This is a genomic window from Rugamonas rivuli (assembly GCF_009380165.1).
GTDB lineage: Bacteria > Pseudomonadota > Gammaproteobacteria > Burkholderiales > Burkholderiaceae_D > Rugamonas > Rugamonas rivuli.
The window spans coordinates 438,423-461,309 of the sequence record NZ_WHUF01000003.1 but is presented as its reverse complement, the minus strand read 5'-3'; the positions used below and the strand labels follow the sequence as shown (position 1 = coordinate 461,309).

At 61.8% G+C, this 22,887-nt stretch carries 19 protein-coding genes and 2 tRNA genes; 11 read left to right on the top strand and 10 right to left on the bottom strand.

Annotation, left to right across the window (positions count from 1 at the left end; all coding sequences use genetic code 11):
* Positions 1-14 precede the first annotated feature (14 nt).
* Genes GEV01_RS12525 through tssA form a run of 3 tightly spaced genes read left to right on the top strand, consistent with a single transcriptional unit; the run spans position 15 to position 6,082 of the window.
* The gene (locus tag GEV01_RS12525; RefSeq protein ID WP_408014828.1) at positions 15-4,202 is read left to right on the top strand and encodes a type VI secretion system protein; all 4,188 of its coding nucleotides are present in this window, start codon (positions 15-17) and stop codon (positions 4,200-4,202) included.
* A gap of 23 nt (positions 4,203-4,225) precedes the next feature.
* Positions 4,226-4,861 carry a formyltransferase family protein gene (locus tag GEV01_RS12520; protein ID WP_152804722.1) on the top strand — a complete coding sequence of 212 codons (636 nt, stop codon included), beginning with the start codon at positions 4,226-4,228 and terminating at the stop codon, positions 4,859-4,861.
* 12 nt (positions 4,862-4,873) lie between these two features.
* Positions 4,874-6,082, top strand: a complete 1,209-nt coding sequence (gene tssA / locus GEV01_RS12515) for a type VI secretion system protein TssA (protein ID WP_152804720.1) — start codon at positions 4,874-4,876, stop codon at positions 6,080-6,082.
* 14 nt (positions 6,083-6,096) lie between these two features.
* On the opposite strand, the gene GEV01_RS31325 is transcribed toward tssA, so the two are convergent.
* Both GEV01_RS31325 and GEV01_RS12510 read right to left on the bottom strand, forming a co-directional pair.
* On the bottom strand, positions 6,097-6,222 hold the full coding sequence (locus GEV01_RS31325; RefSeq protein ID WP_008445802.1) for a hypothetical protein: 126 nt from the start codon (positions 6,220-6,222) through the stop codon (positions 6,097-6,099).
* Between the two features lie 126 nt (positions 6,223-6,348).
* Positions 6,349-6,801: a hypothetical protein gene (locus GEV01_RS12510; protein ID WP_070267459.1), complete on the bottom strand. Its 453-nt coding sequence runs from the start codon at positions 6,799-6,801 to the stop codon at positions 6,349-6,351.
* Between the two features lie 175 nt (positions 6,802-6,976).
* Between GEV01_RS12510 and GEV01_RS12505 the strand changes: the two genes are divergently transcribed.
* Both GEV01_RS12505 and GEV01_RS12500 read left to right on the top strand, forming a co-directional pair.
* Positions 6,977-7,387 carry a response regulator gene (locus tag GEV01_RS12505; RefSeq protein WP_152804718.1) on the top strand — a complete coding sequence of 137 codons (411 nt, stop codon included), beginning with the start codon at positions 6,977-6,979 and terminating at the stop codon, positions 7,385-7,387.
* Between the two features lie 69 nt (positions 7,388-7,456).
* A complete protein-coding gene (locus tag GEV01_RS12500; protein ID WP_152804716.1) occupies positions 7,457-8,968 on the top strand; it encodes a mechanosensitive ion channel family protein in 1,512 nt (503 codons plus the stop codon).
* Positions 8,969-9,032: 64 nt separating this feature from the next.
* Here GEV01_RS12500 and GEV01_RS12495 read toward each other — a convergent pair.
* From GEV01_RS12495 to GEV01_RS12480, 4 genes are all read right to left on the bottom strand, one after another.
* Positions 9,033-9,108 (bottom strand) — tRNA-His (locus GEV01_RS12495).
* Between the two features lie 113 nt (positions 9,109-9,221).
* On the bottom strand, positions 9,222-10,061 hold the full coding sequence (murI, locus tag GEV01_RS12490) for a glutamate racemase (RefSeq protein ID WP_152804714.1): 840 nt from the start codon (positions 10,059-10,061) through the stop codon (positions 9,222-9,224).
* The gene (locus GEV01_RS12485; protein WP_152804712.1) at positions 10,061-11,590 is read right to left on the bottom strand and encodes a fumarate hydratase; all 1,530 of its coding nucleotides are present in this window, start codon (positions 11,588-11,590) and stop codon (positions 10,061-10,063) included. The genes murI and GEV01_RS12485 overlap by 1 nt, the downstream gene beginning before the upstream one ends.
* 26 nt (positions 11,591-11,616) lie before the next feature.
* A complete protein-coding gene (locus GEV01_RS12480; RefSeq protein ID WP_152804710.1) occupies positions 11,617-12,207 on the bottom strand; it encodes a YqhA family protein in 591 nt (196 codons plus the stop codon).
* A gap of 220 nt (positions 12,208-12,427) precedes the next feature.
* Between GEV01_RS12480 and acs the strand changes: the two genes are divergently transcribed.
* From acs to GEV01_RS12465, 3 genes are all read left to right on the top strand, one after another.
* A complete protein-coding gene (gene acs / locus GEV01_RS12475) occupies positions 12,428-14,416 on the top strand; it encodes an acetate--CoA ligase (protein ID WP_152804708.1) in 1,989 nt (662 codons plus the stop codon).
* Between the two features lie 79 nt (positions 14,417-14,495).
* Positions 14,496-14,586, top strand: a tRNA-Ser gene (locus GEV01_RS12470).
* A 372-nt stretch (positions 14,587-14,958) separates the two neighbouring features.
* Entirely contained in the window at positions 14,959-17,025 is a 2,067-nt protein-coding gene (locus tag GEV01_RS12465; RefSeq protein ID WP_152804705.1) for a response regulator, read from the top strand.
* 25 nt (positions 17,026-17,050) lie between these two features.
* On the opposite strand, the gene udk is transcribed toward GEV01_RS12465, so the two are convergent.
* Entirely contained in the window at positions 17,051-17,689 is a 639-nt protein-coding gene (gene udk / locus GEV01_RS12460) for a uridine kinase (RefSeq protein ID WP_152804703.1), read from the bottom strand.
* A gap of 384 nt (positions 17,690-18,073) precedes the next feature.
* Here udk and GEV01_RS12455 point away from each other — a divergent pair, with 384 nt between their 5' ends.
* Entirely contained in the window at positions 18,074-19,474 is a 1,401-nt protein-coding gene (locus GEV01_RS12455; RefSeq protein WP_152804701.1) for a cyclodeaminase/cyclohydrolase family protein, read from the top strand.
* 151 nt (positions 19,475-19,625) lie between these two features.
* Here the strand turns inward: GEV01_RS12455 and GEV01_RS12450 are convergent, their stop codons facing one another.
* From GEV01_RS12450 to GEV01_RS12440, 3 genes are read right to left on the bottom strand one after another with little or no spacing between them, the layout of a single operon-like run.
* Complete coding sequence (locus GEV01_RS12450) at positions 19,626-20,165, bottom strand: hypothetical protein (protein ID WP_152804699.1); 540 nt, start codon at positions 20,163-20,165, stop codon at positions 19,626-19,628.
* A complete protein-coding gene (locus tag GEV01_RS12445) occupies positions 20,162-20,737 on the bottom strand; it encodes a transglycosylase SLT domain-containing protein (protein ID WP_152804697.1) in 576 nt (191 codons plus the stop codon). The genes GEV01_RS12450 and GEV01_RS12445 overlap by 4 nt, the downstream gene beginning before the upstream one ends.
* Position 20,738: 1 nt before the next feature.
* The gene (locus GEV01_RS12440) at positions 20,739-21,323 is read right to left on the bottom strand and encodes a PAAR domain-containing protein (protein ID WP_152804695.1); all 585 of its coding nucleotides are present in this window, start codon (positions 21,321-21,323) and stop codon (positions 20,739-20,741) included.
* Between the two features lie 197 nt (positions 21,324-21,520).
* Here GEV01_RS12440 and GEV01_RS12435 point away from each other — a divergent pair, with 197 nt between their 5' ends.
* Both GEV01_RS12435 and GEV01_RS12430 read left to right on the top strand, forming a co-directional pair.
* The gene (locus GEV01_RS12435) at positions 21,521-21,964 is read left to right on the top strand and encodes a nuclear transport factor 2 family protein (RefSeq protein ID WP_235914342.1); all 444 of its coding nucleotides are present in this window, start codon (positions 21,521-21,523) and stop codon (positions 21,962-21,964) included.
* 29 nt (positions 21,965-21,993) lie between these two features.
* Positions 21,994-22,845 carry a GNAT family N-acetyltransferase gene (locus tag GEV01_RS12430; protein ID WP_152804691.1) on the top strand — a complete coding sequence of 284 codons (852 nt, stop codon included), beginning with the start codon at positions 21,994-21,996 and terminating at the stop codon, positions 22,843-22,845.
* The last annotated feature ends 42 nt before the right edge of the window (positions 22,846-22,887 follow it).

Below are 22,887 nucleotides of genomic sequence, written 5' to 3'. Positions count from 1 at the left end.
GGGACGAGCGCATAGTGTTGAACTTCCTGTCAGATAACACGGCCATCGCCACCTTGCTGGTGCTGACGCTGCTCGTCATGCTGTTGTTCGCCATCGTCATCTGGGCGGCGATGAAGGGCGCGGAAAAAGCCGACCAGCCGGCCGAGCAGAAACCGCGCCTGATCAGCGCCGACTCGCTCAAGCAATCGTTCCGCGTGGCGGTGGAGCTGATCGAAAACAATATCGCCGCCCGCTCCGAGCGCTACAGCCTGGCGTGGACGCTGGTGCTCAACGAAGGCAGCGCCGGCCGCGAACTGCCGCTGCTGCAATCGGGCCTGCAAAGCGCGCTCAGCACCGACAGCGCGCTGACCGCCGGCGCCCAGGGCATCAGCTGGAACTTCTTCGACCACGGCGTGGCGGTGCAACTGCAATCGGACCTGCTGGGCTCGCCCGATCCCGAGGCGTCCGGCGCCAACGCCATGGCCAACAGCACCTGGGACGATTTCCTCGGCCTGTGCCGCAACTACCGTCCCGACCGGCCCTTCGATTCCATCGTGGTGGCGATCCCGGCCCGTGCCTTCCTCGACGCCGACGGCGCCGGCCAGCTGGACCTGGCCGCGCGCGCCAAGGCCATCCACCGCCGCCTGTGGCTGGCGCAGAACCGGCTGGCGCTGCGCTTCCCGATCTACCTGGCGATCAGCGATTGCGAAACCATCCCCGGCTTCGCCCGCTTCGCCGCCGCGCTGCCGGAGCCGCTGCGCCGCTCGATGCTGGGCTGGTCGTCGCCGCACGAGCTGGCCGCGCCGTTCCAGGCGCAATGGATGGACACGGCGATGAACGAGATAGGCCGCACGCTGTCCGACAGCTGCGCCGAGCTGTGCGCGCTGGAGCCGTCGGACGCGGACAGCAGCGCCTACTTCCTGCTGCCCAACCAGGTCGAGCGCCTGCGCGCCGGGGTCAAGCTGTTCGCCGAGGAACTGATGCGGCCCAGCGCCTACCACGAACCGTTCCTGTTGCGCGGCATTTACCTGACCGGCGATTGCAGCGACGAGGCCGCCTTGCTGGGCGCCGGCCTGGCGGCGGACGACGATGGCTTCATGGCCGTCGACCAGGCCGCGTCCGCGCCGGCCGCCGCCCTGCCGGAACGGACCGAGCCGTCGCTGGCCGCCGACGGCGCCATGCCGCTGTATGCGGCGGGGCAGGGCAGCGCCGTGCCGGCCTTCCTGCGCGACATCTTCGAACGCAAGATATTTGCCGAGGCCGGGCTGGTGCGTTCGTCGTCGGTGCACCGCATGCGGCGGCCGGCGATGAGCCGCGTGGCGCGCTGGAGCGCCGTGGCGATCCCGGCGGTGTGGGTGGTGGGGCTGCTGTTCGCCACGCTCAATCTGCACCGCCTCGGCAGCGACGTGGTGCTGTATCTGACCAAGCTGGACCATGACACCCGCGCCAGCCTGCAGGCCAACAGCCGCAGTCTGGCCGATCCGGCGCAGAGCCGCCGGCGCGCGATCGAGGCGCTGCAAAACATTGAGCAGATGGGCAATGCCCGGCTCGGTTCCGTGTTCATGCCCGGCTCCTGGCCGTGGTTCGACGACCTGCACCAGCGGGTGCGCGGCCGCATGGAAAAAGGCTTTGCCGACAATGCCTTCGATCCGCTGCGGCGCTCGATGTACAGCCGCGTCAGCGAGCAGACCGGGGTGCCGGTCGATCCCGTTTCGGGCAGCCTGATCATCGGCGGCCGCTGCACGCTGCCGGCGCGCTGGAGCGAGACGACCTCGGCGCCGAACACGGCGCTGAACATGGAAAACCTGCCGGAGTTTGCGGCGCTGCTGCAATACGTGGAGCGGATGGAGCAGCTGGACCTGGTGCAGCAGGCGATGATGCGGCTGAAGACGCCCACCTCGGGCCCGCCGTCCGGCGAAGACCTGGCGCTGGTGGTGCGGATGCTGCTGGGCAGCGAACTGAGCGGCGACCCCACGCATACGGCGGCGCTGTTCCGGCGCGCGGCCAAGGACGTCACGTCGCTGACCGTCGAACCGTTGCAGGCGGCGGCCGGTTGTTCGTTCAGGCTGGCGGTGCGGGCCACGGCCAAGCGCCTGTACATCAACAACGGCCTGCTCAAGGCCGAGCAGGCCATCGGCGAGGCGTCGGCCGCGCTGTACGAGGCCGATCCGAAGGCGGACGCCGCCACCAACATCGTCATCTGGCAGGCGCTGCGCGCCGCGCTGAAGACGCAGGAAGCCTATCTGACCAGCGGCAAGGGCGCGTGGATGCACCGCAGCACGCCGGACCTGGGCCCGGCCTGGGACAATCTGCTGCAGAAGGTCGAGAACGTCAGCATGCTGGGCAAGCCCGTCGCCGACGATGCGCGCAAGCAGGTCGACGACGGCTTCAGCCAGTTCCTCTCGCTGTGGGATGCGACGCTGTCGGCCGACAGCCACTCGCAGGGCCTGAGCTCGGGCCTGGAGTGGTCGGAAGCGAATGGCGCCTGGGCCTTCGCGGCCGACCGCAAGGCGCTGATGGACGCCTTGAACGGCCTGCTGTCGCAGCCGTTCATGAAGGTCAACCACCTGAGCCGCCTGCCCGAGGTGCCGCCCGGCTCGACCATCAGCTGGGACGGTTCGCGGCTGGAGCAGGTGCAGGCGCTGGCGGACGCGCGCAAGCGGGTGCAGACCGACTTCCTGCCCAAGTTCCCCAATATGCTGCAGGCGCCGGCCGCGCGCCTGGCCGACGGCGCGCTGGGCGAGACCGCGCGCGATTTGCTGTCGCAGGCCTACATCATCTCGGCGCGCGAAGTGCAGGCGCCGGCCACCGAGGCCGACCGCGCCAAGGCGCTGCGCGTGCGCTCGTGGCTGCAGGACATCGGCGCGACCGCCGTGGCCGACAACCTCACCGCCGTGCTCGGCCGCGATGCGCTGACCCGCCTGCAGCTGCTGGACGAGACGCTGACCCGGGCCGAGGTGTTCGTGCCGCGCGACCGCGCCTTCCGTTCGTGGAACGGCGAGAAGGCGCCGCTGCTGGACGCCTTCGGCGCCGCCGACGCCGGCGCGCTGGCGGCCTATGTCTCGCAGCAGCAATCGTTCATCGAGGCCACCGGCAAGGATGCGGAAACGCTGCTGCTGCAACTGGGCGGGGCCGGCGCCGGCAATCCGCTGGTGACGCGCTGGCAAGCCACGGTGGCCGACCTGAACCGCTACAAGCTCAAGAGCCCGACCAGCAGCCTGACCGCGCTGGAGCAGTTCGTGCTGACCGGCGCGGCCGACCTCGACATCCACAACTGCCTGGACAAGCTGTCGGCCCGCGCCGCCCAGCGCCGCGCCACCGACGTGTTTTCCGAGCGCATGCAGGGCTTGCAGGCCGGGCTGTACTCGCGCTGCCGCGACCTGCTGCAGACCGGCTACCAGGATGCCTGGACCCGCTTCGCCGACGCCTTCAACGCCGGCCTGGCCAACCGCGCGCCGTTCCGCGCGCTGGCGCCGCCCGACGCCGGCGCCAATGCCGGTAGCAGCGCCAATGCCAAGGTTGCGCAGGGCGACCGCACGGCGGCCGACGTCGACGAAGTCGGCTCCGTGCTCAAGCTGTTCGACCGCGTGCACGTGCTGGCGCTGGCTTCCGACCGCGACCCGACGCGGCCGTCGCCGGCCAGCACGGTGCGCAAGGTGGACGACCAGATGCAGAAGGTGCGCGAGCTGCTGGCGCCGCTGTACCCGAGCGAGGAGGGGCAGGCCGCCGGCCTGGACGTGCTGGCGGAGTTCCGCGCCAACAGCGCCGTCGAAAGCGAGGGCAACAAGATCATCGACTGGGCGCTGAGCATCGGCAGCCAGACCGTGCACCAGCGCGACGCCGCGCGCGCGCTGCGCTGGGAGCCCGGCCTGCCGGTGGTGCTGACGCTGCGCGTGGCGCAGGATGGCCCGGTGATACCGCAAGCCGAGGCCGGCCATCCCGGCATGGCGGTCGACCAGCGCACCGTCAGCTACCGCTTCGACGATCCGTGGGCCTTGTTCAGCCTGGTGTCGGCCTACCGCGAGGCCGATGCGGCGCCGGCCACCGGCGCCCGTTCGCAGCTGTTGAAGTTCGAGTTTCCGATGGTCGCCGTCGGCGACGGCCGCGTCGCCACGCGCGACAGCCGCGCCCGGGTGTTTGTGCGGCTGACCGTCAGCGCGGCCGGCAAGCGCACGCCGCTGGTGTGGCCGCCGGTGTTTCCTGTCAAGGCGCCGGCCTGGTAGGCCGGCTTGAACGAGGTTTTGTCATGTCATCCTTGCCCCCTCTCACGCGCGTTGCCGTGTTCGGCAGCTTCCATCGCGGCTTTCATGTGCTGAGCGAGTTGCTCAAGGGGCCGCTGGCGCAGCGCGTGCGCGTGGTCGGCGTGGCCACCGACGATGTCGGCTCGGACCATGTCAGCCGCGCGCGCCGGGTCTGGGGCTATCCGCACACCCCGGCCGAGGAAGTGATGGTGGAGCGGCTGGCGCTGTCGCACGGGCTGGCGCCGTACAAGGGCCGCGTCAAGACCGACGAGTTCTACCATCTGTACGAGCAGCAGTGGCGGCCGGACCTGTGCATCACCGCCACCTTCGGCCAGCGCTTCGACGCCCGCTTGTTCGAGCTGCCGCGGCTGGGCTTTTACAACTTGCATCCGTGCATAGACGACGGCTGGCCTTCGCACTACGCCGGCCCCAATCCCTTCCAGGCGCTGCTGGACAACGGTTCCGACCACGTGGTGATCGCCATGCACCAGGTCGACGAGGGCTTCGATACCGGCCGGCTGCACGCGCTGTCGGAAAAGATCTATGTGCCGGCCGGCGCCACGGTGGTGGACTTGCACAAGCTGACCTCGCCGTTGGCGGCCAAGTTTTTTGCGCGTGAACTCGGCAAGATGCTACCTTAGGCGGAACGGCGTATGGCGACCATCAAAAGCAATTTGCGCAACCTGGTCGACAAAGCGCGCCTGCTGATTTCCGACGACCGACCACCCAGTTTTGCTACCCCGACCGCACCTATGAACGCACCGAGCCTGCCCATACCGCTTTCCCTGATGAGCCTGGAGCACCAGGAGGAACTGGAACTGTTGCTGCTGCCGCTGTCCGAACAGCAGCCCTGCGGGCCGGCCTTGCGCTACGACCCGATCTTCACCGAGATCCGGCTGGCGCGCGAGGAGGACGATCCCAGCCTGCCGATGGGGCAGTGGGAGCGGCCGCTGAAGAAGGCCGACTGGGCGCTGATCGAAAACCGCTGCAAGGCCATGCTGGCCAGCCGCTCCAAGGATTTGCAGATCGCCGTCTGGCTGCTGGAGGCATGGACGATGCAGCATGGCGTCGACGGCCTGTACCGCGGCCTGAGCCTGGTGGATGGCTTGCTGCGGCAATTCTGGGAACCGCTGCATCCGGCGATACAGGACGGCGACGCCGATGCCCGCATCGCGCCGCTGGAATGGCTCAACGGATCGTTCGCGGCGACGGTGCGGGTGCAGATGCCGCTGCTGAAAATCCAGGGCCGCAAGCCGCCGGCGCAGAGCCTGTCCGACTGGGAGCGCATGACGGCGCGCGAGCTGGCCGGCCAGCCGGGCGAGCCGCACGTCGACGGCGAGGCGCCGCTGACCCGCATCGAAGTGATCGCTTACGCCCAGCAGCGCCTCGGGCGCGAGCTGGCCAACCGCCTGCAGGTGGTGCAGCGCTGCCTGAACTGCCTGGAAACCATGCTGGCCTTTGTCGACCTGCAGCTGGGCGGGCAGGCGCCGAATCTGTCTAAACTGAAGGGAACGCTGGTGGCGGTGGAGCGCGTGCTGCACCAGCTGGCGCCCGAGCCTAAGGAAGAAGAAATGACTATGCCCGAAGCGCCGCTGGACGGCGAGGAAGTGAGCGGCATGGCGGCCGGGCTGGCGCCGCCGCCGGTGGCCCTGTCCGGCTGGAAGAACCGCGACGAAGCCTACGCGGCGCTGGGGGCGATCGCCGATTACTTAAGCCTGGTGGAGCCGCACAGCCCGACGCCCTACCTGCTGCGCCGCGCCGTCAACTGGGGGCGCATGCCGCTGCCCGAGCTGATGGCCGAGATTATCCGGGAGGAGGGCGATCTGAACCGTTTGGTGAATATGCTGGGACTGCGCGAGTGAGGGGAACTCAGCGCTCAGCGCAACTGGTAGAGCGAGGTGGTTTGGTCTTGCAGGACGTTTTCCGAGCACAGCACATAGGTCGATGCGCCAGCCAGACTGAGCAGCAACGCGCCGAAGGCGATATGGAGATAGCGTGCCATGACAAACTCCTGGGTGATGTGGGACTTCCGATGCCCTCAGAATAGCCCAGGAGATGTCGGACGGGCATCAGCCGAACGTCCGACGATTTGTAGGACAAACGCCCGTCTCTATCTTTTTGCCAATGTTTACTTGGTTTTCCAGACGATGATGGCGTCGGCCGGGGCGGTGTCGGTGGCGTTCGAGACTTCCAGCCAGTGCTGCAGGCTTTCCGGCTGCTTGAGCTGGATGCCGGAACCGTCGATGTAGCCGATCTGCTCGACCATTTTCGGGTCCATCTTGGCCTTGGAGACGGTGGGGGCGCCGGCCACCATGCGGTCGTAGGCTTTGCGGGCCTTGTTTTCCCACTTGTGCAGGCTGCTTTCGTCGAAGCGGTTGGCTTCGAAGTAGATGGTCAGCGAACCGTCCGGGTTGCCGTAGCCGACGATGCCGGCGCCTTTGCGGATGGTGGTGGAGCTGTTCACGTCGAACAGCGCGGTCGGCACGAACACGGCGGCGCGGCCGTTGATGTCGGGACAACCGACCGGCGTGTCCTTGCTGTAGGTGCTGACTTCGTGCAGGGGTGTTCTCTCTTGGGACATGGCTGGATGTATTCTTCGTGGGGTTGGACGGGCTTTGCATGCGGATGCAACGTCGGTCATTGTAGCGCCAATCTAGTTCCATTAGGCAACAGCTGCGCGAAAATTTTGTAACGGGTGGTGCGGTGTGCAAACTGCGCTATATTGAAGCGGTAATGGTCCCCGATCGGAGGAAGGCATGGCGTCTCAGCAGCGGCTGCGGGTGTTTATCATCGACGACAATGAAATGACGCGCGGCTTGTTGCGCGTCATCATACAGGGCGAACAATTCGACGTGGTGGGCGATGCCGGGACGGCCGAATCGGCCAAGCTGCGGCTGCGTTCGCAAAAGGCGGACATCGTTTGCCTGGACGTAGTGATGCCGGACGGCGACGGGCTGAGCCTGCTGGAATGGATAGGCCAGAAGCAGCCGCAGGCGGCCGTGCTGATGGTGACGGCCAGCGCCGACCGCAGCACGGTGGAGCAATCGCTGCGCAACGGCGCCAAGGGCTATATCGTCAAGCCCTTCACGCCGGGGGCGGTGATGGATACGCTCAACCACGTGGTCGCCAAAATGCGCGCCGCCCGCGCGGCCGCCGGCCCGGCCTGATTATCACGTTGCGCATGGTTGGGGATCAGTTCACAATACATGCAAGGTAGCAACGGATAAGGAGCCAGGATGCTGACGATAGATGGCCCGTGGATCAATCCATGGCACGCCGGTCTGGTTGCCGCCGTCCTCTTCTGCAGCGTGATACAGCTGCTGCTGACCCGCTCCGATCCGGACAGCCAGCACATGTTCCGCCACAACCTGCTGTTCGGCGGCTTGTGCCTGCTGCTCAGCCTCTCCAGCAAGTTCATGCTCGATATGGACCAGCGCCAGGCCGCCGGCCTGCTCGAAAGCGCCTCCATGCTGGGCTTCGGCCTGCTGCTGATACGCATCCTCGGCCTGACCGCGTTCCGCGTGCTGCTGCCGGCCCTGCGCATGCACCCGCCGCGCATCATGGAAGACATCCTGCTGGTGATCACCTACGTGGTCTGGGGCCTGGTGTGGCTGCGCGTGGCCGGCCTGGACCTGAGCGGACTGGTGACCACCTCGGCGGTCATCACCGGCGTGGTCGCCTTCTCGATGCAGGAAACGCTGGGCAATATCCTGGGCGGACTCGCGCTGCAGCTCGACAACTCGGTGCGCATCGGCGACTGGATCAAGATCGACGACGTGCGCGGCAAGGTGGTGGAAGTGCATTGGCGCCATACGGCCGTGAGTACCAACAACGGCGACCTGATCGTCATTCCCAACAGCGTGCTGATGAAATCGAAAGTGCATGTGTACAGCCGCGAGAGCAAGCCGGAATTCCGGCGCTGGGTGAAATTCTGGATCGAGGATGGGGTGCCGCCGCAGCAAGTGATCGCCACCGTCCAGACGGCGCTGCGCCAGACCCATATCGAGCACATCTCGTCGGCGCGGCCGCCCGAATGCATCGTCACCGATTACCACGAAGGCTTGATCCAGTATGCGGTGCGCTACTGGCTGACCAATCCGGCCCACGACGACGGCACCGATTCCGCCGTGCGCATCCATTTCTACAGCGCCTTGCAGCGGCAGAGCTTGTCGCTGGCCCATCCCTGCATGGACATCCGCCTGAACGCGGACTCGGAGCGGCGTTCGAGCGCCCGGCTGTCGGCGGAAATGGACGTGCGCAAGAAGGCGCTGGCCAAGGTCGCGCTGTTTTCCGGCCTGACCGAAGAGGAGCTGTCCAAGCTGGCCAGGGCACTGCGCAACACGCCCTTCGTCAAGGGCGACACCATCACCCGGCAGGGCGCGGTGGCGCATTGGCTGTATCTGCTGGCCGGCGGCGAGGCCGACGTGTGGTTCGAAGCCGAAGGGCAGGAGCGCATCCATTGCGCCACGCTCAAGGCCGGCGACGTGTTCGGCGAGATCGGCCTGCTGACCGGAGCGCCGCGCGGCGCCACCGTCACCGCCAGGACCGATGCGCTGTGCTATCGGCTGGACAAGGAGAACTTTGAAATCATCCTGCACGAGCGTCCGGAGCTGGCCGACGAATTCGCCCATGTGCTTAGCGACCGCAACCAGGTGTTGAGCGCCATCCGCACCGACCATGCCGAGCCTGAGCAAGTGCAGCAGGCCACCTACCTGGAGAGCATACGGCGGTTTTTCCGGCTGCACTGAGGTGCGCGGATATCGCGGGACGAAAAAAAAGCCGCATAAGCGGCTAGATTTCCGTGAAGAAGAGTGGGGTGGCTGATGGGGCTCGAACCCACGACAACAGGAATCACAATCCTGGACTCTACCAACTGAGCTACAGCCACCACTGATTTACTTCACTTTGTCTACTGTTTCGTAGACAGGTGCCGAATTATACAAGCCAGTTTTGAATCCTGCAAATCTAAATGCAAAGATTCTTCAAAAAATCCCAATTTGTTCAAACGACAACCTTTTCAACCTTTGGATGCAAGCCCAGCAGGTTGGCGAAGGCCGGCGCCAGCGCGCCGACGTCCGCCGTTGTGTAGCCGTGCAGGGAGGCGGACGGCTGGCCCGCCTCGGGTGCGGGGTGCAGCAGGCCGGCACCGTCCAGCAGACGCCCCAGTTGCCGCGCCACGGCGTCGCCGGTATCGATCAGGGTCACGTCCTGATGGCCATGCGCGCGCAGCACCCGTTCTATGCCCGTCTGGACGAAGGGGTAGTGGGTGCAGCCCAGCACCAGCGTGTCCGCGCCCTGGTCCAGCAGCGGCGCCACGTATTGCTCCAGCAGGGCCGCGATGGCCGGCGTTTCAAGGTCGCCCAGTTCGATCTGGTCGACCAGGCCGATGCAGGGTTGCAGCAGGAATTCGGCCTTAGTTGCGGCGCTGATCTGCTCGCGCAGTTGCAGGAATTTTTCACCCTTGAGCGTGCGCGCCGTCGCCAGCACGCCGACCTTGCCGCTGCGGGTGGCGGCGGCGGCCGGCTTCAGGCCGGGCTCGACGCCGACCACCGGCAGATCGGGATAGCGCGCCCGCACCGCCTTGATGGCGGCCACGGTCGCGGTATTGCATGCCACCACCAGCGCCTTGATGCCGCGCTCCAGCAGGAAGGCGGCGACCAGCAGCGCGCGGTCCACCACATACTGCTCGGTCTTTTCGCCGTAGGGCGCATGGCCCGAATCGGCGAAGTAGATCAAGTCCTCAGCCGGCAGCTGCGCGCGGATGTGGCGCAGCACCGACAGCCCGCCCACGCCGGAATCGTAGACGCCGATAGGAGCACCGGGAGTGCGGGCGCTGATCATCAGGCGGTAAGGACCGGAACGTTCAGCTGTTCGATCTTGGCCTTCCATTCCTTCGGACCGGTTTCGTGCACCGAAGTACCGGCGGCATCGACCGCCACGGTGACAGGCATGTCCACCACGTCGAACTCGTAGATCGCTTCCATGCCCATGTCGGCAAAGCCCAGCACCTTGGCGCCCTTGATCGCCTTCGACACCAGGTAGGCCGAGCCGCCGACCGCCATCAGGTAGGCCGACTTGTGCTTCTGGATCGACTCGATGGCGACAGGGCCGCGCTCGGCCTTGCCGATCATCGCGATCAGGCCGGTTTTTTCCAGCATCATGTCGGTGAACTTGTCCATGCGGGTGGCGGTGGTCGGGCCGGCTGGGCCTACGACTTCGTCACGCACCGGATCGACCGGGCCGACGTAGTAGATCACGCGGTTCTTGAAGTCCACCGGCAATTCTTCGCCCTTGGCCAGCATGTCCTGGATGCGCTTGTGCGCGGCGTCGCGGCCGGTCAGCATTTTGCCGTTCAGCAGCAGGGTCTGGCCCGGCTTCCACGAAGCGACTTCTTCCTTGGTCAGCGTGTTCAGGTCGACGCGCTTGGATTTTTCGGTATCCGGCGCCCAGCTGACGTCAGGCCAGGTCGACAGCGGAGGCGGGGTCATGTAGGCAGGACCAGAACCGTCCAGCACGAAGTGGCCGTGGCGGGTGGCGGCGCAGTTCGGGATCATCGCGACCGGCTTCGATGCGGCGTGGGTCGGATAGGTCATGATCTTCACGTCCAGCACGGTGGTGAGGCCGCCCAGGCCTTGCGCGCCGATGCCCAGCGCATTGATGCGGTCGCACAGTTCGATGCGCAGCTCTTCCAGCTTGTTCTGCGGGCCGCGCTGCTTGAGTTCGTACATGTCGATGTCTTTCATCAGCACTTCCTTGGCCATCAGCATCGCCTTCTCGGCGGTGCCGCCGATGCCGATGCCCAGCATGCCTGGAGGGCACCAGCCGGCGCCCATGGTCGGCACGGTTTTCAGTACCCAGTCGATCAGCGAATCGGAAGGATTCATCATGACCATCTTGGATTTGTTTTCCGAGCCGCCGCCCTTGGCAGCGACCTTGACGTCGACGGTGTTGCCTTCGACCAGTTCCATGTGGACCACGGCCGGCGTGTTGTCCTTGGTGTTCTTGCGGTCGAAGTGCGGGTCGGCCACGATGGACGCGCGCAGCTTGTTGTCGTCGTAGTTGTAGGCGCGGCGTACGCCTTCGTTGACGGCGTCGGTGACGGTGCCGGAGAAGCCTTCAAAGCGCACGCCCATGCCGATCTTCAGGAAGACGTTGACGATGCCGGTGTCCTGGCAGATCGGACGCTTGCCTTCCGCGCACATGCGCGAGTTGGTCAGGATCTGCGCGATCGCGTCCTTGGCGGCCGGGCTCTGCTCGGTCTCGTAGGCGCGCGCCAGGTGCTGGATGTAGTCGGCAGGGTGGTAGTAGCTGATGTACTGGAGCGCGGCGGCAACGGATTCAATCAGGTCTTCTTGCTTTATGATGGTCATGATGTTCTCGCGTGGTGAATGGGATATTAATGGGATTCGTTGTGGGTCAGCGTGGTGATGCGGTCGGTGTACGAGATCGCCAGCGCCGACAGCAGGAAGACCACGTGGATGCCGGTTTGGGCGATCAGCGTCTTCTCATCGTAGACGCTGGCATTGATGAAGGTTTTCAGCAAATGGATGGACGAGATGCCGATGATGGCCATCGCCAGCTTGGTCTTCAGCACGGAAGCATTCACGTGCGACAGCCATTCCGGCTGGTCCGGGTGGGCATCGAGATTCATGCGCGAGATAAAGGTCTCGTAGCCGCCGATGATCACCATCACCAGCAGGTTGGAAATCATGACCACGTCGATCAGGCCCAGTACGACCAGCATGATGGTGGTTTCGTTGAGTTTTTCCGGCAGCGGGGCGCCTGGGACGGCGACGGCCTGGAAGATGTGCTGCAGCGCGGCCTCGTTGCCGAGCACGGCGCCGATCAAGTCTTTCAGCTCGACCCAGAAATGGAACACGTAGACGCACTGTGCCAGGATCAAGCCCAGGTACAGCGGCAACTGCAGCCATCGCGTCATGAAGATAAAGGCGGGTAGCGGTCGCAGCTTCGGTTGTGGCTTGGTCATTAGGGCGGAACTCCTTGAATTGGTGCAGACTAACGGAATGCCGACATTTTACACGTGCTGCCCAGCAATCGCAGCGACTGGCTACTACGTATGGTTGATGAAATATTGGTAAAATTACATAGAGCGCTACATCCTCCGCCGGGGACTATCAATCTGTAAGGGCTCAGTAAGCGACGAAGTTTATGTTTATAGCAAACGATTACAACCTCTGGAGACACGCATGAGCAGCACTACTACCCAACAAGGTCCACAGGAATCCCGCGTCTTTACGCCCCCGGCGGCGTTTGTTGCCCAGGCCACCGTGGCCGGCATGGACGCCTACAACGCCCTGTGCGCCGAAGCGGCGGCCGACTACGAAGGCTTCTGGTCGCGCCTGGCGAAGGAAAACCTGGTGTGGCAAAAGCCGTTCACCAAAGTCCTCAACGAAGACAACGCACCGTTCTACAAATGGTTCGAAGACGGCCACCTGAACGTCTCGTACAACTGCCTGGACCGCAATCTGCAAAACGGCAACGCCAACAAGACCGCCATCATCTTCGAAGCCGACGACGGCAAGTCCGTCAATGTCAGCTACAAGGAACTGCATGAGAAGGTCTGCAAATTCGCCAACGGCCTGAAATCGCGCGGCATCAAGAAGGGCGACCGCGTCATCATCTACATGTCGATGTCGGTGGAAGGCGTCGCGGCCATGCAGGCATGCGCGCGCATCGGCGCCACTCACTCGGTGGTGTTCGGCGGCTTCTCCGCCAAATCGCTGCAGGAGCGCATCATCGACGCCGGCGCCGTGGCCGTCATCACCGCCGATGAACAACTGCGCGGCGGCAAACAGCTGCCGCTGAAAGCCATCGTCGACGAAGCGCTGGCGCTGGGCGGCTGCGACACCATCAAGGACGTGATCGTCTACAAGCGTACCGGCGGCAACATCAACTTCAAGGAAGGCCGCGACCTGTGGCTGCACGAGCTGGTCGCCAACCAGTCGGCCGAATGCGAACCGGAGTGGGTGGATGCCGAGCATCCGCTGTTCATCCTGTACACGTCGGGCTCGACCGGTACGCCGAAGGGCGTGCAGCATTCGAGCGGCGGCTACCTGTTGTGGGCCGCGCTGACGATGAAGTGGTCTTTCGACATCAAGCCTGACGACGTCTACTGGTGCACGGCCGACATCGGCTGGGTGACTGGCCACAGCTACATCGCCTACGGCCCGACGGCGGTGGGCGCAACGCAAGTGGTATTCGAAGGCGTGCCGACTTTCCCGAACGCCGGCCGCTTCTGGGACACCATCGCCAAGCACAAGGTCAGCATCTTCTACACCGCGCCGACCGCGATCCGCTCGCTGATCAAAGCGTCGGATGTGGATGCGAAAGTGCATCCGAAAAATTACGACCTGACGTCGCTGCGTTTGCTGGGTACGGTGGGCGAGCCGATCAATCCGGAAGCGTGGATGTGGTACTACACGCAGGTGGGCGGCGAGAAATGTCCTATCGTCGACACCTTCTGGCAGACCGAGACCGGCGGCCACATGATCACCCCGCTGCCGGGCGCGACGCCGATGGTGCCGGGTTCGTGCACCTTGCCGCTGCCGGGCATCATGGCCGCCATCGTGGACGAGGCTGGTGTGGATGTGCCGAACGGGCAGGGCGGTATCCTGGTCGTCAAGCGTCCTTGGCCTTCGATGATACGCACGATCTGGAATAACCCGGATCGATTCAAGTCGAGCTACTTCCCGGAGGAGTTGGGCGGCAAGATGTATCTGGCTGGCGATGGCGCGATTCGCAACAAGGATACGGGTTACTTCACCATCACCGGGCGGATTGACGATGTGCTGAACGTGTCGGGCCACCGCATGGGCACGATGGAGATCGAATCGGCGCTGGTGGCCAATCCGCTGGTGGCCGAGGCTGCGGTGGTGGGCAAGCCGGACGATACGACGGGTGAATCGATCTGTGCGTTTGTCGTGCTCAAGCAGGCGCGGCCGACTGGGGAAGAGGCCAAGAAGCTGGCCTTGGAGTTGCGCAATTGGGTGGCCAAGGAGATTGGACCGATTGCCAAGCCGAAGGAGATTCGTTTTGGGGATAATTTGCCGAAGACGCGTTCGGGCAAGATCATGCGGCGCTTGCTGCGGGTATTGGCCAAGGGCGAAGTGATTACGCAGGATGTGTCCACGTTGGAGAATCCGGCGATTCTGGAGCAGTTGAAGGAAGCTTCCTGAGGGTAGGGAAATAAACTTTGTACTCTTGGGAATCTTTGCTATAATTCGCGGCTTCTCCGAAAGGGGAAGAAGTGATGCAGGAGAGGTGGATGAGTGGTTGAAGTCGCACGCCTGGAAAGCGTGTATAGGTTCATAGCCTATCGGGGGTTCGAATCCCCCTCTCTCCGCCAAGGATACAAAAACAAAAGGCCACCCTCGGGTGGCCTTTTTGTTTTTGCATCCTTGGCGGAGAGAAGCACGCCCCCTGCGGGGCGTGCGCGGGGGATTCGAAGGGCTTCCCCTGCCGGGGAAGCCCTCTCCGAATCGTCCAATTGCTGCCGCAGCGCGGCAGCGCGCCGAAGGCGCCGGCGCGCAGCGCCCAGACAACAAACGCCCTACGTAGTAAGATGGACAAGCGATTCCTCCCGGTCCAAATCCGACCCAAAGCGACCGTCGCGATGATCGAAGATGCAAGTGAGATGTCCGGCCTTTAGATAAGGGCCAGGTAAAAGGCCCCGAATCCCGGGAAGCTATCTTGTTTAGCACTGCTGGATGATCGACCTATGGAATTAACAGTTCAAAGTGACGAGTTCATCAGGTTAAATTTCCCCCGGTTGGCAGCTGCACTGGAATACATGCCGGTAGGTGTGACCATCGTAGACTGCGACCTGACCATCAGGTTCTGGAATCCCGCCTTTTGCCAACTACAAGGGTTCCAGATCGAAGTGATGCATCCAGGCGTCACCATGGCCGACGTATTCCGTTACATCGCCTTGCGCGGGGATTATGGGCCGGGCGACATCGAAGAACTGGTAGCCGCCCGGGTGGAACTCTGCTTGAAGTTCCAGCCCCACAATTTCACACGCGCCCGGATGGACGGCGTACTACTCAACATCATAGGCCGCCCGATCTATGGCATAGACGGCAAGGTTAGCGGTTTCGTCACCATCTACCACGACGTGACCTCCGAACGGCACTACGAAGAACAGCTGGAAGCCAAGAACAAAGAACTGCAGCAGGCCAAGCAGCAAGCCGAAGCGGCGAGCATAGCCAAAGGCCAGTTCCTGTCCAATATGAGCCACGAAATCCGCACGCCGCTGAACTGCGTCATCGGCATGGCCTACCTGGCGTTGAAGACCGAGCTGGACCCGCGCCAGCGCGACTACCTGGAAAAAATCCGCTTCGCCGGTGAGCACGTGCTGGGCATCATCGACGACATACTCGACATTTCCAAGATCGAGGCTGGCAAGATGGATATCCAGCACATCGATTTCTCGCTCGACCAGGTGGTGCAAACGCTGACCACGGTTGTAGCGCCGAAGGCGGCCACCCGCAACCTGGAACTGGTGTTCGACCTCGACCCCGGCTTGCCGCCGGTGCTGGTGGGCGATCCGCTGCGGCTGGGACAGGTGCTCATCAACTACGCCAACAACGCCATCAAATTCAGCGAGCAGGGCAGGATAGAGATCCGCGTGCGCAAGGTGCTTGGCGACGCCAACGATTGCCTGGTGCGTTTCGAAGTGAGCGACCAGGGCATCGGCCTGACCCCGGCGGAAATGGCTAAATTATTTATCTCGTTCCAGCAGGCCGACACCTCGACCACGCGGGAATACGGCGGCACCGGCCTTGGCCTGGCAATCTGCAAGGAGCTGGCCCAGCTGATGGGAGGCGATGTCGGTGTCGAAAGCCAGCCCGGGGTCGGCAGCACGTTCTGGTTCACGGCCCAGCTCGGCGTATCGTACAAGACCATGTCCACGCTCATCAACCAGATAGGCGACGCTGCCGGCGAGCTGCTGGCCAGCGCCCACACGTCGGTCATGATGGCGGCGCTGAGTGCGGCCCGCATTTTGCTGGTCGAGGACAATCTGTTCAACCAACAAATTGCACAGGAAATGCTGGAAGAGGTGGGCGCCACCGTCTGCCTCGCCAACAATGGCGTGGACGCGCTGGAGCTGCTGCGCCGGAGCGATTTCGACTGCGTTTTGATGGACTTGCAAATGCCGCTCATGGATGGGCTGGAAGCGACCCGCCGCATCCGCGCCGATCCGCAGCTGACCCATATACCGGTGTTGGCGATGACGGCCACCGCCACCACCGAAGCCCGGATGCGCTGCATCGCTGCCGGCATGAACGATTTCATTTCGAAGCCTGTCCATCCGGCGCTGATGTACCAGACCGTCGCCAATTGGCTGCCTCCGCGCGTGTCGCCGGGAGAAGCGCGGCGGCCGCAGCCGCTGGAGCCAGCCATCCAGTCCGGCATAGTCGGCGACCCGGCGGTGATGGACTTATCGGTGCTGGCCACGCTGCTTGGCCACGACCCGCAGAAGCTGCGCAAGTTTGCCTATAAATTCCTGCTCAGTTCGCAGGAGGGTGTGCGCGACATGGACGCTGCACTGGCGCGTGGCGAGGTGCAGGCGGTGCGCGACCTGGGGCACCGCATCAAATCGGCGGCGCGTAGTGTCGGCGCTTTCCGCATGGCCGATGTGTGCGAGGATCTGGAGCGACTTGCGCCGGGGGAGGCCGCCAGCGAGGTGGAGGGCGCGCGCTCCAAGGTGGAGCAGTTGAAAGACTTGTTGGAACAGGTGACGAAGCACGTCATGCAGACCGCCGCCTGCTCCGCTGATGATTGAGCCGCTTGACGGCCCATTGAGGCTGTTATGGCTTCAACTGCTCGATAACGCTCGCCACCTTGGTCGTAATCATGTCGACTGCCGGACCATTGGCGCCATGCGGAATAATGATATCGGCATTGCGCTTGGTTGGCTCGATGAACTGCTTGTGCATCGGGCGTACGGTTTCCAGATACTGATCGACGACGCTTTCCACCGAACGGCCGCGTTCGGTAATATCCCGTTGCATACGGCGGATGAAGCGGATGTCGGAAGCGGTGTCGACATAGATCTTCAGCGACATCATGTCGCACAGGTCCGCGTCATACAGGGCAAACAGGCCTTCGATCACGATCACCGGGGCTGGCTTAACTGGAATGGTCCGGTTGGAGCGGTTGTGGATCGTGAAGTCGTACTCAGGCATTTCGATCGCCTGGCCATTGCGCAAGGCCTGGATATGCTGCACAAGTAGCGACCATTCGAACGCCTGCGGATGGTCGTAATTCTGCTGGGGGCGGACTTCTGGGGCGAGATGGGTTTGGTCGCAGTAGTAATCGTCTTGCATCACGACCGAGACCATGTCAGCGCCAAACGCAGCCAGCACTTTCTGGGACACGGTGGACTTGCCACTGCCGCTACCGCCTGCGACGCCAATAATAAACGGTTGGAAGGAAATCGTATTCATGCCGAATGATACCGGAACTGCGGCTGAACTGACAGGGACCGGCCGATTGCAAATGAAGAATTCATGTGGCGTTGCCTGATGATTGCCGTGAGCTGCTTTTGGTAGGTAGCGGACTATCAGAGCACTGCCCCATCTGATGTGTAGTTAGCTAGACGCCCATGAGCTGCGCAAAATGCTGCCTATATTCGACTGCAAGTTGGCGTATCTGGCCTTCGAACTTTCGGGAAATATAACTTGATTGACAACAAATCCCTGGCCGGTTAGCCTGAGGTCAGTAAATATGTGTCTGTGCGCTTTGTGATTGGCACCCTACAACTTGTTGTGGGCGCAGTGGCGTGTTCGGTGGTCCTCATCAGGGCTTAATGTCGAGTTGAGTGAGCAATCATGAAAGATTTCCTTAAGCTGTCAGCAAATGACCTTTTGAACGAATTTGGCGGTGGCGGCCACGCTCCGGGTTCGGGGAGTGCGGCTGCGCTTATTGGCCTGTTAGCTGCGAACCTAGTCTATACCGTCGGGCAGTTGACCATTGGCAAGCCCAAGTACCGAGCTCACCACGCAGAAATTGAGGCCAGCTGCTCTACCATTCGCAATGTCTTAATACCTGGCCTTCGTGACTTATTCCAGCGCGATGTAGAAGCATTTGATGCTGTCTATAAGGCACGAGTAGCCAGGGACAGTGCAATAGATGAGCGGGAAAGCGAAAGGCTTCAATCGGTGTCGCTGAGCCAACAAAAACTTGCGACCGCAATTCCGTTTGAAATCGCCGAGGCCTGCCTAAAATTAATTGATATCTCCGACCGTATTTTTGAGGTTGGCTTCCAGGCTGCTCGTGGCGATACTGGTGTTGCTCTCAGTGCTTCTGTCGCAGGAGTACTCTCTTCCGTCTTCGTAATTAATTTGAACTTAATTCCTTTCAAGCGTAACTATTGGGCTCGCCAGCGACGTAGTGAATGCGATCAATTGCAGCGTACAGCGATGGGTAAGTATCAGGCTATGCTCTTGCGAGTGAAGGCACTTCGTTCTGAAGATGTCGACGCAGTTGAAGAAGACGAACATGCATCTGCAATCACAGATCTGATGTCGCGTGCAAAGCAGAGCTACAGCGATGGCGAGATTGAAGAGCGTGCGACTGAGTTGCGGAAACTCGTCTGGAAAACTCGTGATGTTCTCTGGCCGGATAATCAAGTTCCTACTGACTCGGTTGAGCTCCTAAGTCCGGAGGTTGCATTGCGATTATTGGGCTATGGACTCGAGTTTGAGGAGACGCTTGGTACATTCCCTTCTCCTTCTGGAACGTTCGAAGTGGCTGGTATGCTAGAGGCAGTTAAAGGTACTGTCAGCGTGTCCATGCAGATGAAGTCGGACGTTCGCTTGTTCACTTCCGCTCACGAGCTTGGTCATATTATTCTGCACCCTCAGCTCACAGAGGCGCATCGAGACAGACCCATGAACGGCACTGTAGTTTCGCGCGCCCCAATGGAGCGAGAGGCTGACCGGTTTGCGTCGAGTTACTTGATGCCAACCAGGTTAGTGGCGGAAAGGTTTTTGAAAATATTCGTGACTGATCAATTTGTCCTTTCTGAATCGACTGCGTTTGCTATGTGGGGTGTCGCTGGTGCAGTTGAACGACGCAAGATAAAGAATCGACGAGATTTATGCAGAGTCTTGGCTACTGCGGAGCGCTTTAACGGGAAACAGGTCGTTTCGCTAGCCAATCAGTTTAAGGTTTCACCAACTGCCATGGCTATCCGGCTTGAAGAGCTTGAGCTCGTTAAGTTTGAGTAGTCGGTCGAAGGGACTGGGTTCGCCGAAGCGAGACTACAATGGGAGTGTCGAATTTCAAGCTTCTTCTGCCCAGCAGGCATGTGTATGGGGCGTACTTGCCCACATGCTGCCGACCTCTCTTGCTCCTCCCATGCTTTCGATGGAGATATCGCTAGTCCATGGAACTCCGCATATTGACGACTTCAAATCCCCCTGATGGAGGGAGTTGGTTTGTCGCATCCACGCGATCTGCACCAGGCTCTCCAACAATGTGGTGATACGCCACATACTTCGCGTTAGTCTCTCCATACCCCAATGTTGGGATTACCGCGATGACCTCGTGGGGACTCAAGTATAGCCACTGCGGGCGACTCTTTTCGGCAAAGTCCAGTCGCTCTGGCGTAGCTGATCCAGGACGATGTGTGATCACAAAACCTTGCAGCGCATTTGCGGTGAATTCGCCGGAGACGACCAATGCTCGGACTTTCTTACCGACGCACGCGGCGTGAACAGCTGAGCCTCTTGACTGGTCGGGAGTGCCGAACACTGGGCTGCGCTTCTTGCCTTCCTGTAGGTAGTAGACATGCGTGTCCGCGATCCTTGAGTCCCTGGTGATTGCCAGGCGAGTTCCAATATCGCAGGACTTGACCAACTCGGCCGCATGTGAAGTTGAAGCCGTCAATAAGAAAAGTAAGCTGGTGGCTAGTTTCATTTAACCATGTCCCTCAATATCTGCGTGGAGTCGGGACTTGTCGCCAGCTTCTCCGCCGCTGCTTTGATCTTTTTGTAGTAGAGGCCATTCCTGACGCCCCGATAGTCTTTGTAGGCATCGGAGACCGCGGCGTCGGAGCCTGCCGCAGTATTTTTGTTGATGAGCGCTTGCAGATACGCGGTACCAGTTCGAATATTTGTCCCTTCTTCTACAAATTCAGGACTGTCATGAAAGGCATCCGCTTCGCGATACAGTTCGGCTTCCGGCCTGCGCTCTTTTTTCGGTTTCGCTAAGTTGTTCAGGCGAGCTAGTTCGCGCACGGGCGCTCTCAACAATTGCATTAATCCTCGCGCTGAGCTGCCTTGTGCATGGGCGTCCTTATCAAATCGCGACTCCATGTAGATCTGGCAAATGATAAGGTCGCTGCTTATAGAGGATTGATTGTTTGCATCCACAAGCGCGCGTATCTCCCGCAGTCTGGCCGAGTCGTCGATTTTAACCTCTTCAGGCTTGGTGTCGGATACCGGCGTGAGCTTTGCTGCGTGCGTTTTGGCAGCCTTCTTCGATGTCATCTCAGTGATCCCATGTCGGATTGATCGGTGCCGGTTCAGGCGTATAAACTCGCAAGATGGCATGCTCGGCGTAAGGGGCTGCAATTTTGGAAGTCTTACCGGCTTGGTCAGTTCTGCCTTCCAGAAGACGGCCGGTCGCAAGTTCAATCGTGTAGGGCCAGTCAGGTATTGGTGAGCCGGTTTTTTCATCAGTGACCACGAACTCAAGGTCATAGCCGCTGTCGCCAGATGCACCGGCCGATGTAGATGACTGAGGCGATGAGGGCATGGGTGATGGTTGGCTCTTGTGAATGCCAGTTTCTTCTATTACTTGGCAGCGCAAAGTTTGGTTGGCGATCAGTCGGGGAGAGGGCGCGCAGCCGCACAGGCAAAGATCTTTTTCCAGCGCGACCTGTTTGCCGTTCCACGTCTCCGGGATTCGAGGCCCAACACATAGGATCTTTCCTTGCGATTTGCAGACGGGGCAAAAGATCGAATCACTTTCGAGAGCGATAGTAACGCCGTTGATGCTCCCGTTGCTGCTGGCCGAGATCACCTTGCCGCCGGCGGTTGTTGACGCTCCCAGAGTAATGGTGTGACGTTTCATTTTGAGCCTCCCGGGCGGTGCCATGAGATGGAGAGCTATGGCTTACGTGAGGGATCAATTATTGATTGGATGAACGGTCGCGATTTGTGAATGCTCAAGATCGAAGCAATGGCCCGGTTCACGTTGCCTGAGGCCGGGATTTGTGTTTTCATGTGTGCGTTATCTACTAGATAAGGTTGCCAATGAAACGCTCTTTGATGCTTCTTTTGTTCGCCCTGTCGCCGCTGGCTGTACATGCAGTCGATGCCACCGATAACCAGTTGATCGAACGCGCAGTGCGCGACTATATCGAGTCGCAGCACAAGGCCGATCCGGCGCGCATGGAGCGCGGCATCGATCCCAAGCTTGCCAAGCGCACGTACTGGCAGGCGGCCGATGGCTCGGAGTTCATCATGAACACCGACTTCGACGCCATGGTCAAGGTAGCCAAGACCTACAACAAGGACGGCACGAAATTCCCCGCTCAGCCACGCGTGGATATCAAGATCCTCGATGTCGACCAGCGCGTGGCGACCGTCAAGCTGACCGCCGACGAGTGGATCGACTATATGCACTTGTACAAGAACCAGCGCAGCGAGTGGAAGATCGTCAATGTGCTTTGGCAGTATCACGACACGGCACGCCAGGTCAGTAAAAAGTAATCGAGGCGTGTTACGACCAGGAGGAAATCATGGTTGCACCACCGCTGGAAATTCGACACATGAGCGAGGTTGAGCTCGGCCTCGCGCTGGAATGGGCTGCCGACGAAGGCTGGAATCCCGGCCTGCGTGATGCCGCCTGTTTTTACGCCGCCGACCCCGAAGGTTTTCTGATCGGCGTGTTGGACGGCGAACCGGTCGCGAGTATTTTTGCGGTCAGGTATGGCGCCAGCTTCGGCTTCATCGGTGGCTACATCGTCAAGCCCGCCTGGCGCGGTCGCGGTTATGGCTGGGCGCTGTGGCAGGCCGCGATGCAGCGCCTCTCCGGCCGTAACATCGGACTCGACGGCGTGCTGGCGCAACAAGCCAACTATGCGAAGTCGGGATTCCATCTTGCACATCGCAATTTTCGATATGAGGGACGAGGCGGCGGACACTCGGCGGACGCGCACGCAACCGTACCTCTGTCCGCGCTGAGCGATGTGGAAATCTACCGTTATGATCGCCGCTACTTCCCGGAGGAGCGCGCCCGCTTTCTTCAACGCTGGGTGCGGCAGGAACAGCATGTCGCGCTCGGCGTTGCGGGCGCCGAGGGACTGACTGGATACGTGGTGGCGCGGCCGTGTCGCACCGGCTACAAAGTCGGTCCTCTGTTTGCCGATACGCCTGCGGTGGCGGAGCAGTTGTTCGCGAGCGTGCTGGGCAAGCTGACGCCGGAGCAGCCGGTGTTTCTCGATGTGCCTGAACTGAATCCAGCGGCCGTTGCGCTTGCCGAACGCCATCAGATGCAACGCTGCTTTGAGACGGCGCGCATGTACACGCGGGAAGCGCCTGAGCTCAGCATGGACAGGCAGTACGGCATCACGACCTTCGAGCTGGGCTAAATGGGAGAGGATGCGCGGGAGGCTTCTTGATACACTGAAGTG

Coding starts and splice junctions, on each gene's coding strand:
- GEV01_RS12520 (WP_152804722.1), top strand. CDS start 4,226: ATGTCATCCTTGCCCCCTCTCACGCGCGTTGCCGTGTTCGGCAGCTTC.
- tssA (WP_152804720.1), top strand. CDS start 4,874: ATGGCGACCATCAAAAGCAATTTGCGCAACCTGGTCGACAAAGCGCGC.
- GEV01_RS31325 (WP_008445802.1), bottom strand. CDS start 6,222: ATGGCACGCTATCTCCATATCGCCTTCGGCGCGTTGCTGCTCAGTCTG.
- GEV01_RS12510 (WP_070267459.1), bottom strand. CDS start 6,801: ATGTCCCAAGAGAGAACACCCCTGCACGAAGTCAGCACCTACAGCAAG.
- GEV01_RS12505 (WP_152804718.1), top strand. CDS start 6,977: ATGGCGTCTCAGCAGCGGCTGCGGGTGTTTATCATCGACGACAATGAA.
- GEV01_RS12500 (WP_152804716.1), top strand. CDS start 7,457: ATGCTGACGATAGATGGCCCGTGGATCAATCCATGGCACGCCGGTCTG.
- murI (WP_152804714.1), bottom strand. CDS start 10,061: ATGATCAGCGCCCGCACTCCCGGTGCTCCTATCGGCGTCTACGATTCC.
- GEV01_RS12485 (WP_152804712.1), bottom strand. CDS start 11,590: ATGACCATCATAAAGCAAGAAGACCTGATTGAATCCGTTGCCGCCGCG.
- GEV01_RS12480 (WP_152804710.1), bottom strand. CDS start 12,207: ATGACCAAGCCACAACCGAAGCTGCGACCGCTACCCGCCTTTATCTTC.
- acs (WP_152804708.1), top strand. CDS start 12,428: ATGAGCAGCACTACTACCCAACAAGGTCCACAGGAATCCCGCGTCTTT.
- GEV01_RS12465 (WP_152804705.1), top strand. CDS start 14,959: ATGGAATTAACAGTTCAAAGTGACGAGTTCATCAGGTTAAATTTCCCC.
- udk (WP_152804703.1), bottom strand. CDS start 17,689: ATGAATACGATTTCCTTCCAACCGTTTATTATTGGCGTCGCAGGCGGT.
- GEV01_RS12455 (WP_152804701.1), top strand. CDS start 18,074: ATGAAAGATTTCCTTAAGCTGTCAGCAAATGACCTTTTGAACGAATTT.
- GEV01_RS12450 (WP_152804699.1), bottom strand. CDS start 20,165: ATGAAACTAGCCACCAGCTTACTTTTCTTATTGACGGCTTCAACTTCA.
- GEV01_RS12445 (WP_152804697.1), bottom strand. CDS start 20,737: ATGACATCGAAGAAGGCTGCCAAAACGCACGCAGCAAAGCTCACGCCG.
- GEV01_RS12440 (WP_152804695.1), bottom strand. CDS start 21,323: ATGAAACGTCACACCATTACTCTGGGAGCGTCAACAACCGCCGGCGGC.
- GEV01_RS12435 (WP_235914342.1), top strand. CDS start 21,521: ATGCTTCTTTTGTTCGCCCTGTCGCCGCTGGCTGTACATGCAGTCGAT.
- GEV01_RS12430 (WP_152804691.1), top strand. CDS start 21,994: ATGGTTGCACCACCGCTGGAAATTCGACACATGAGCGAGGTTGAGCTC.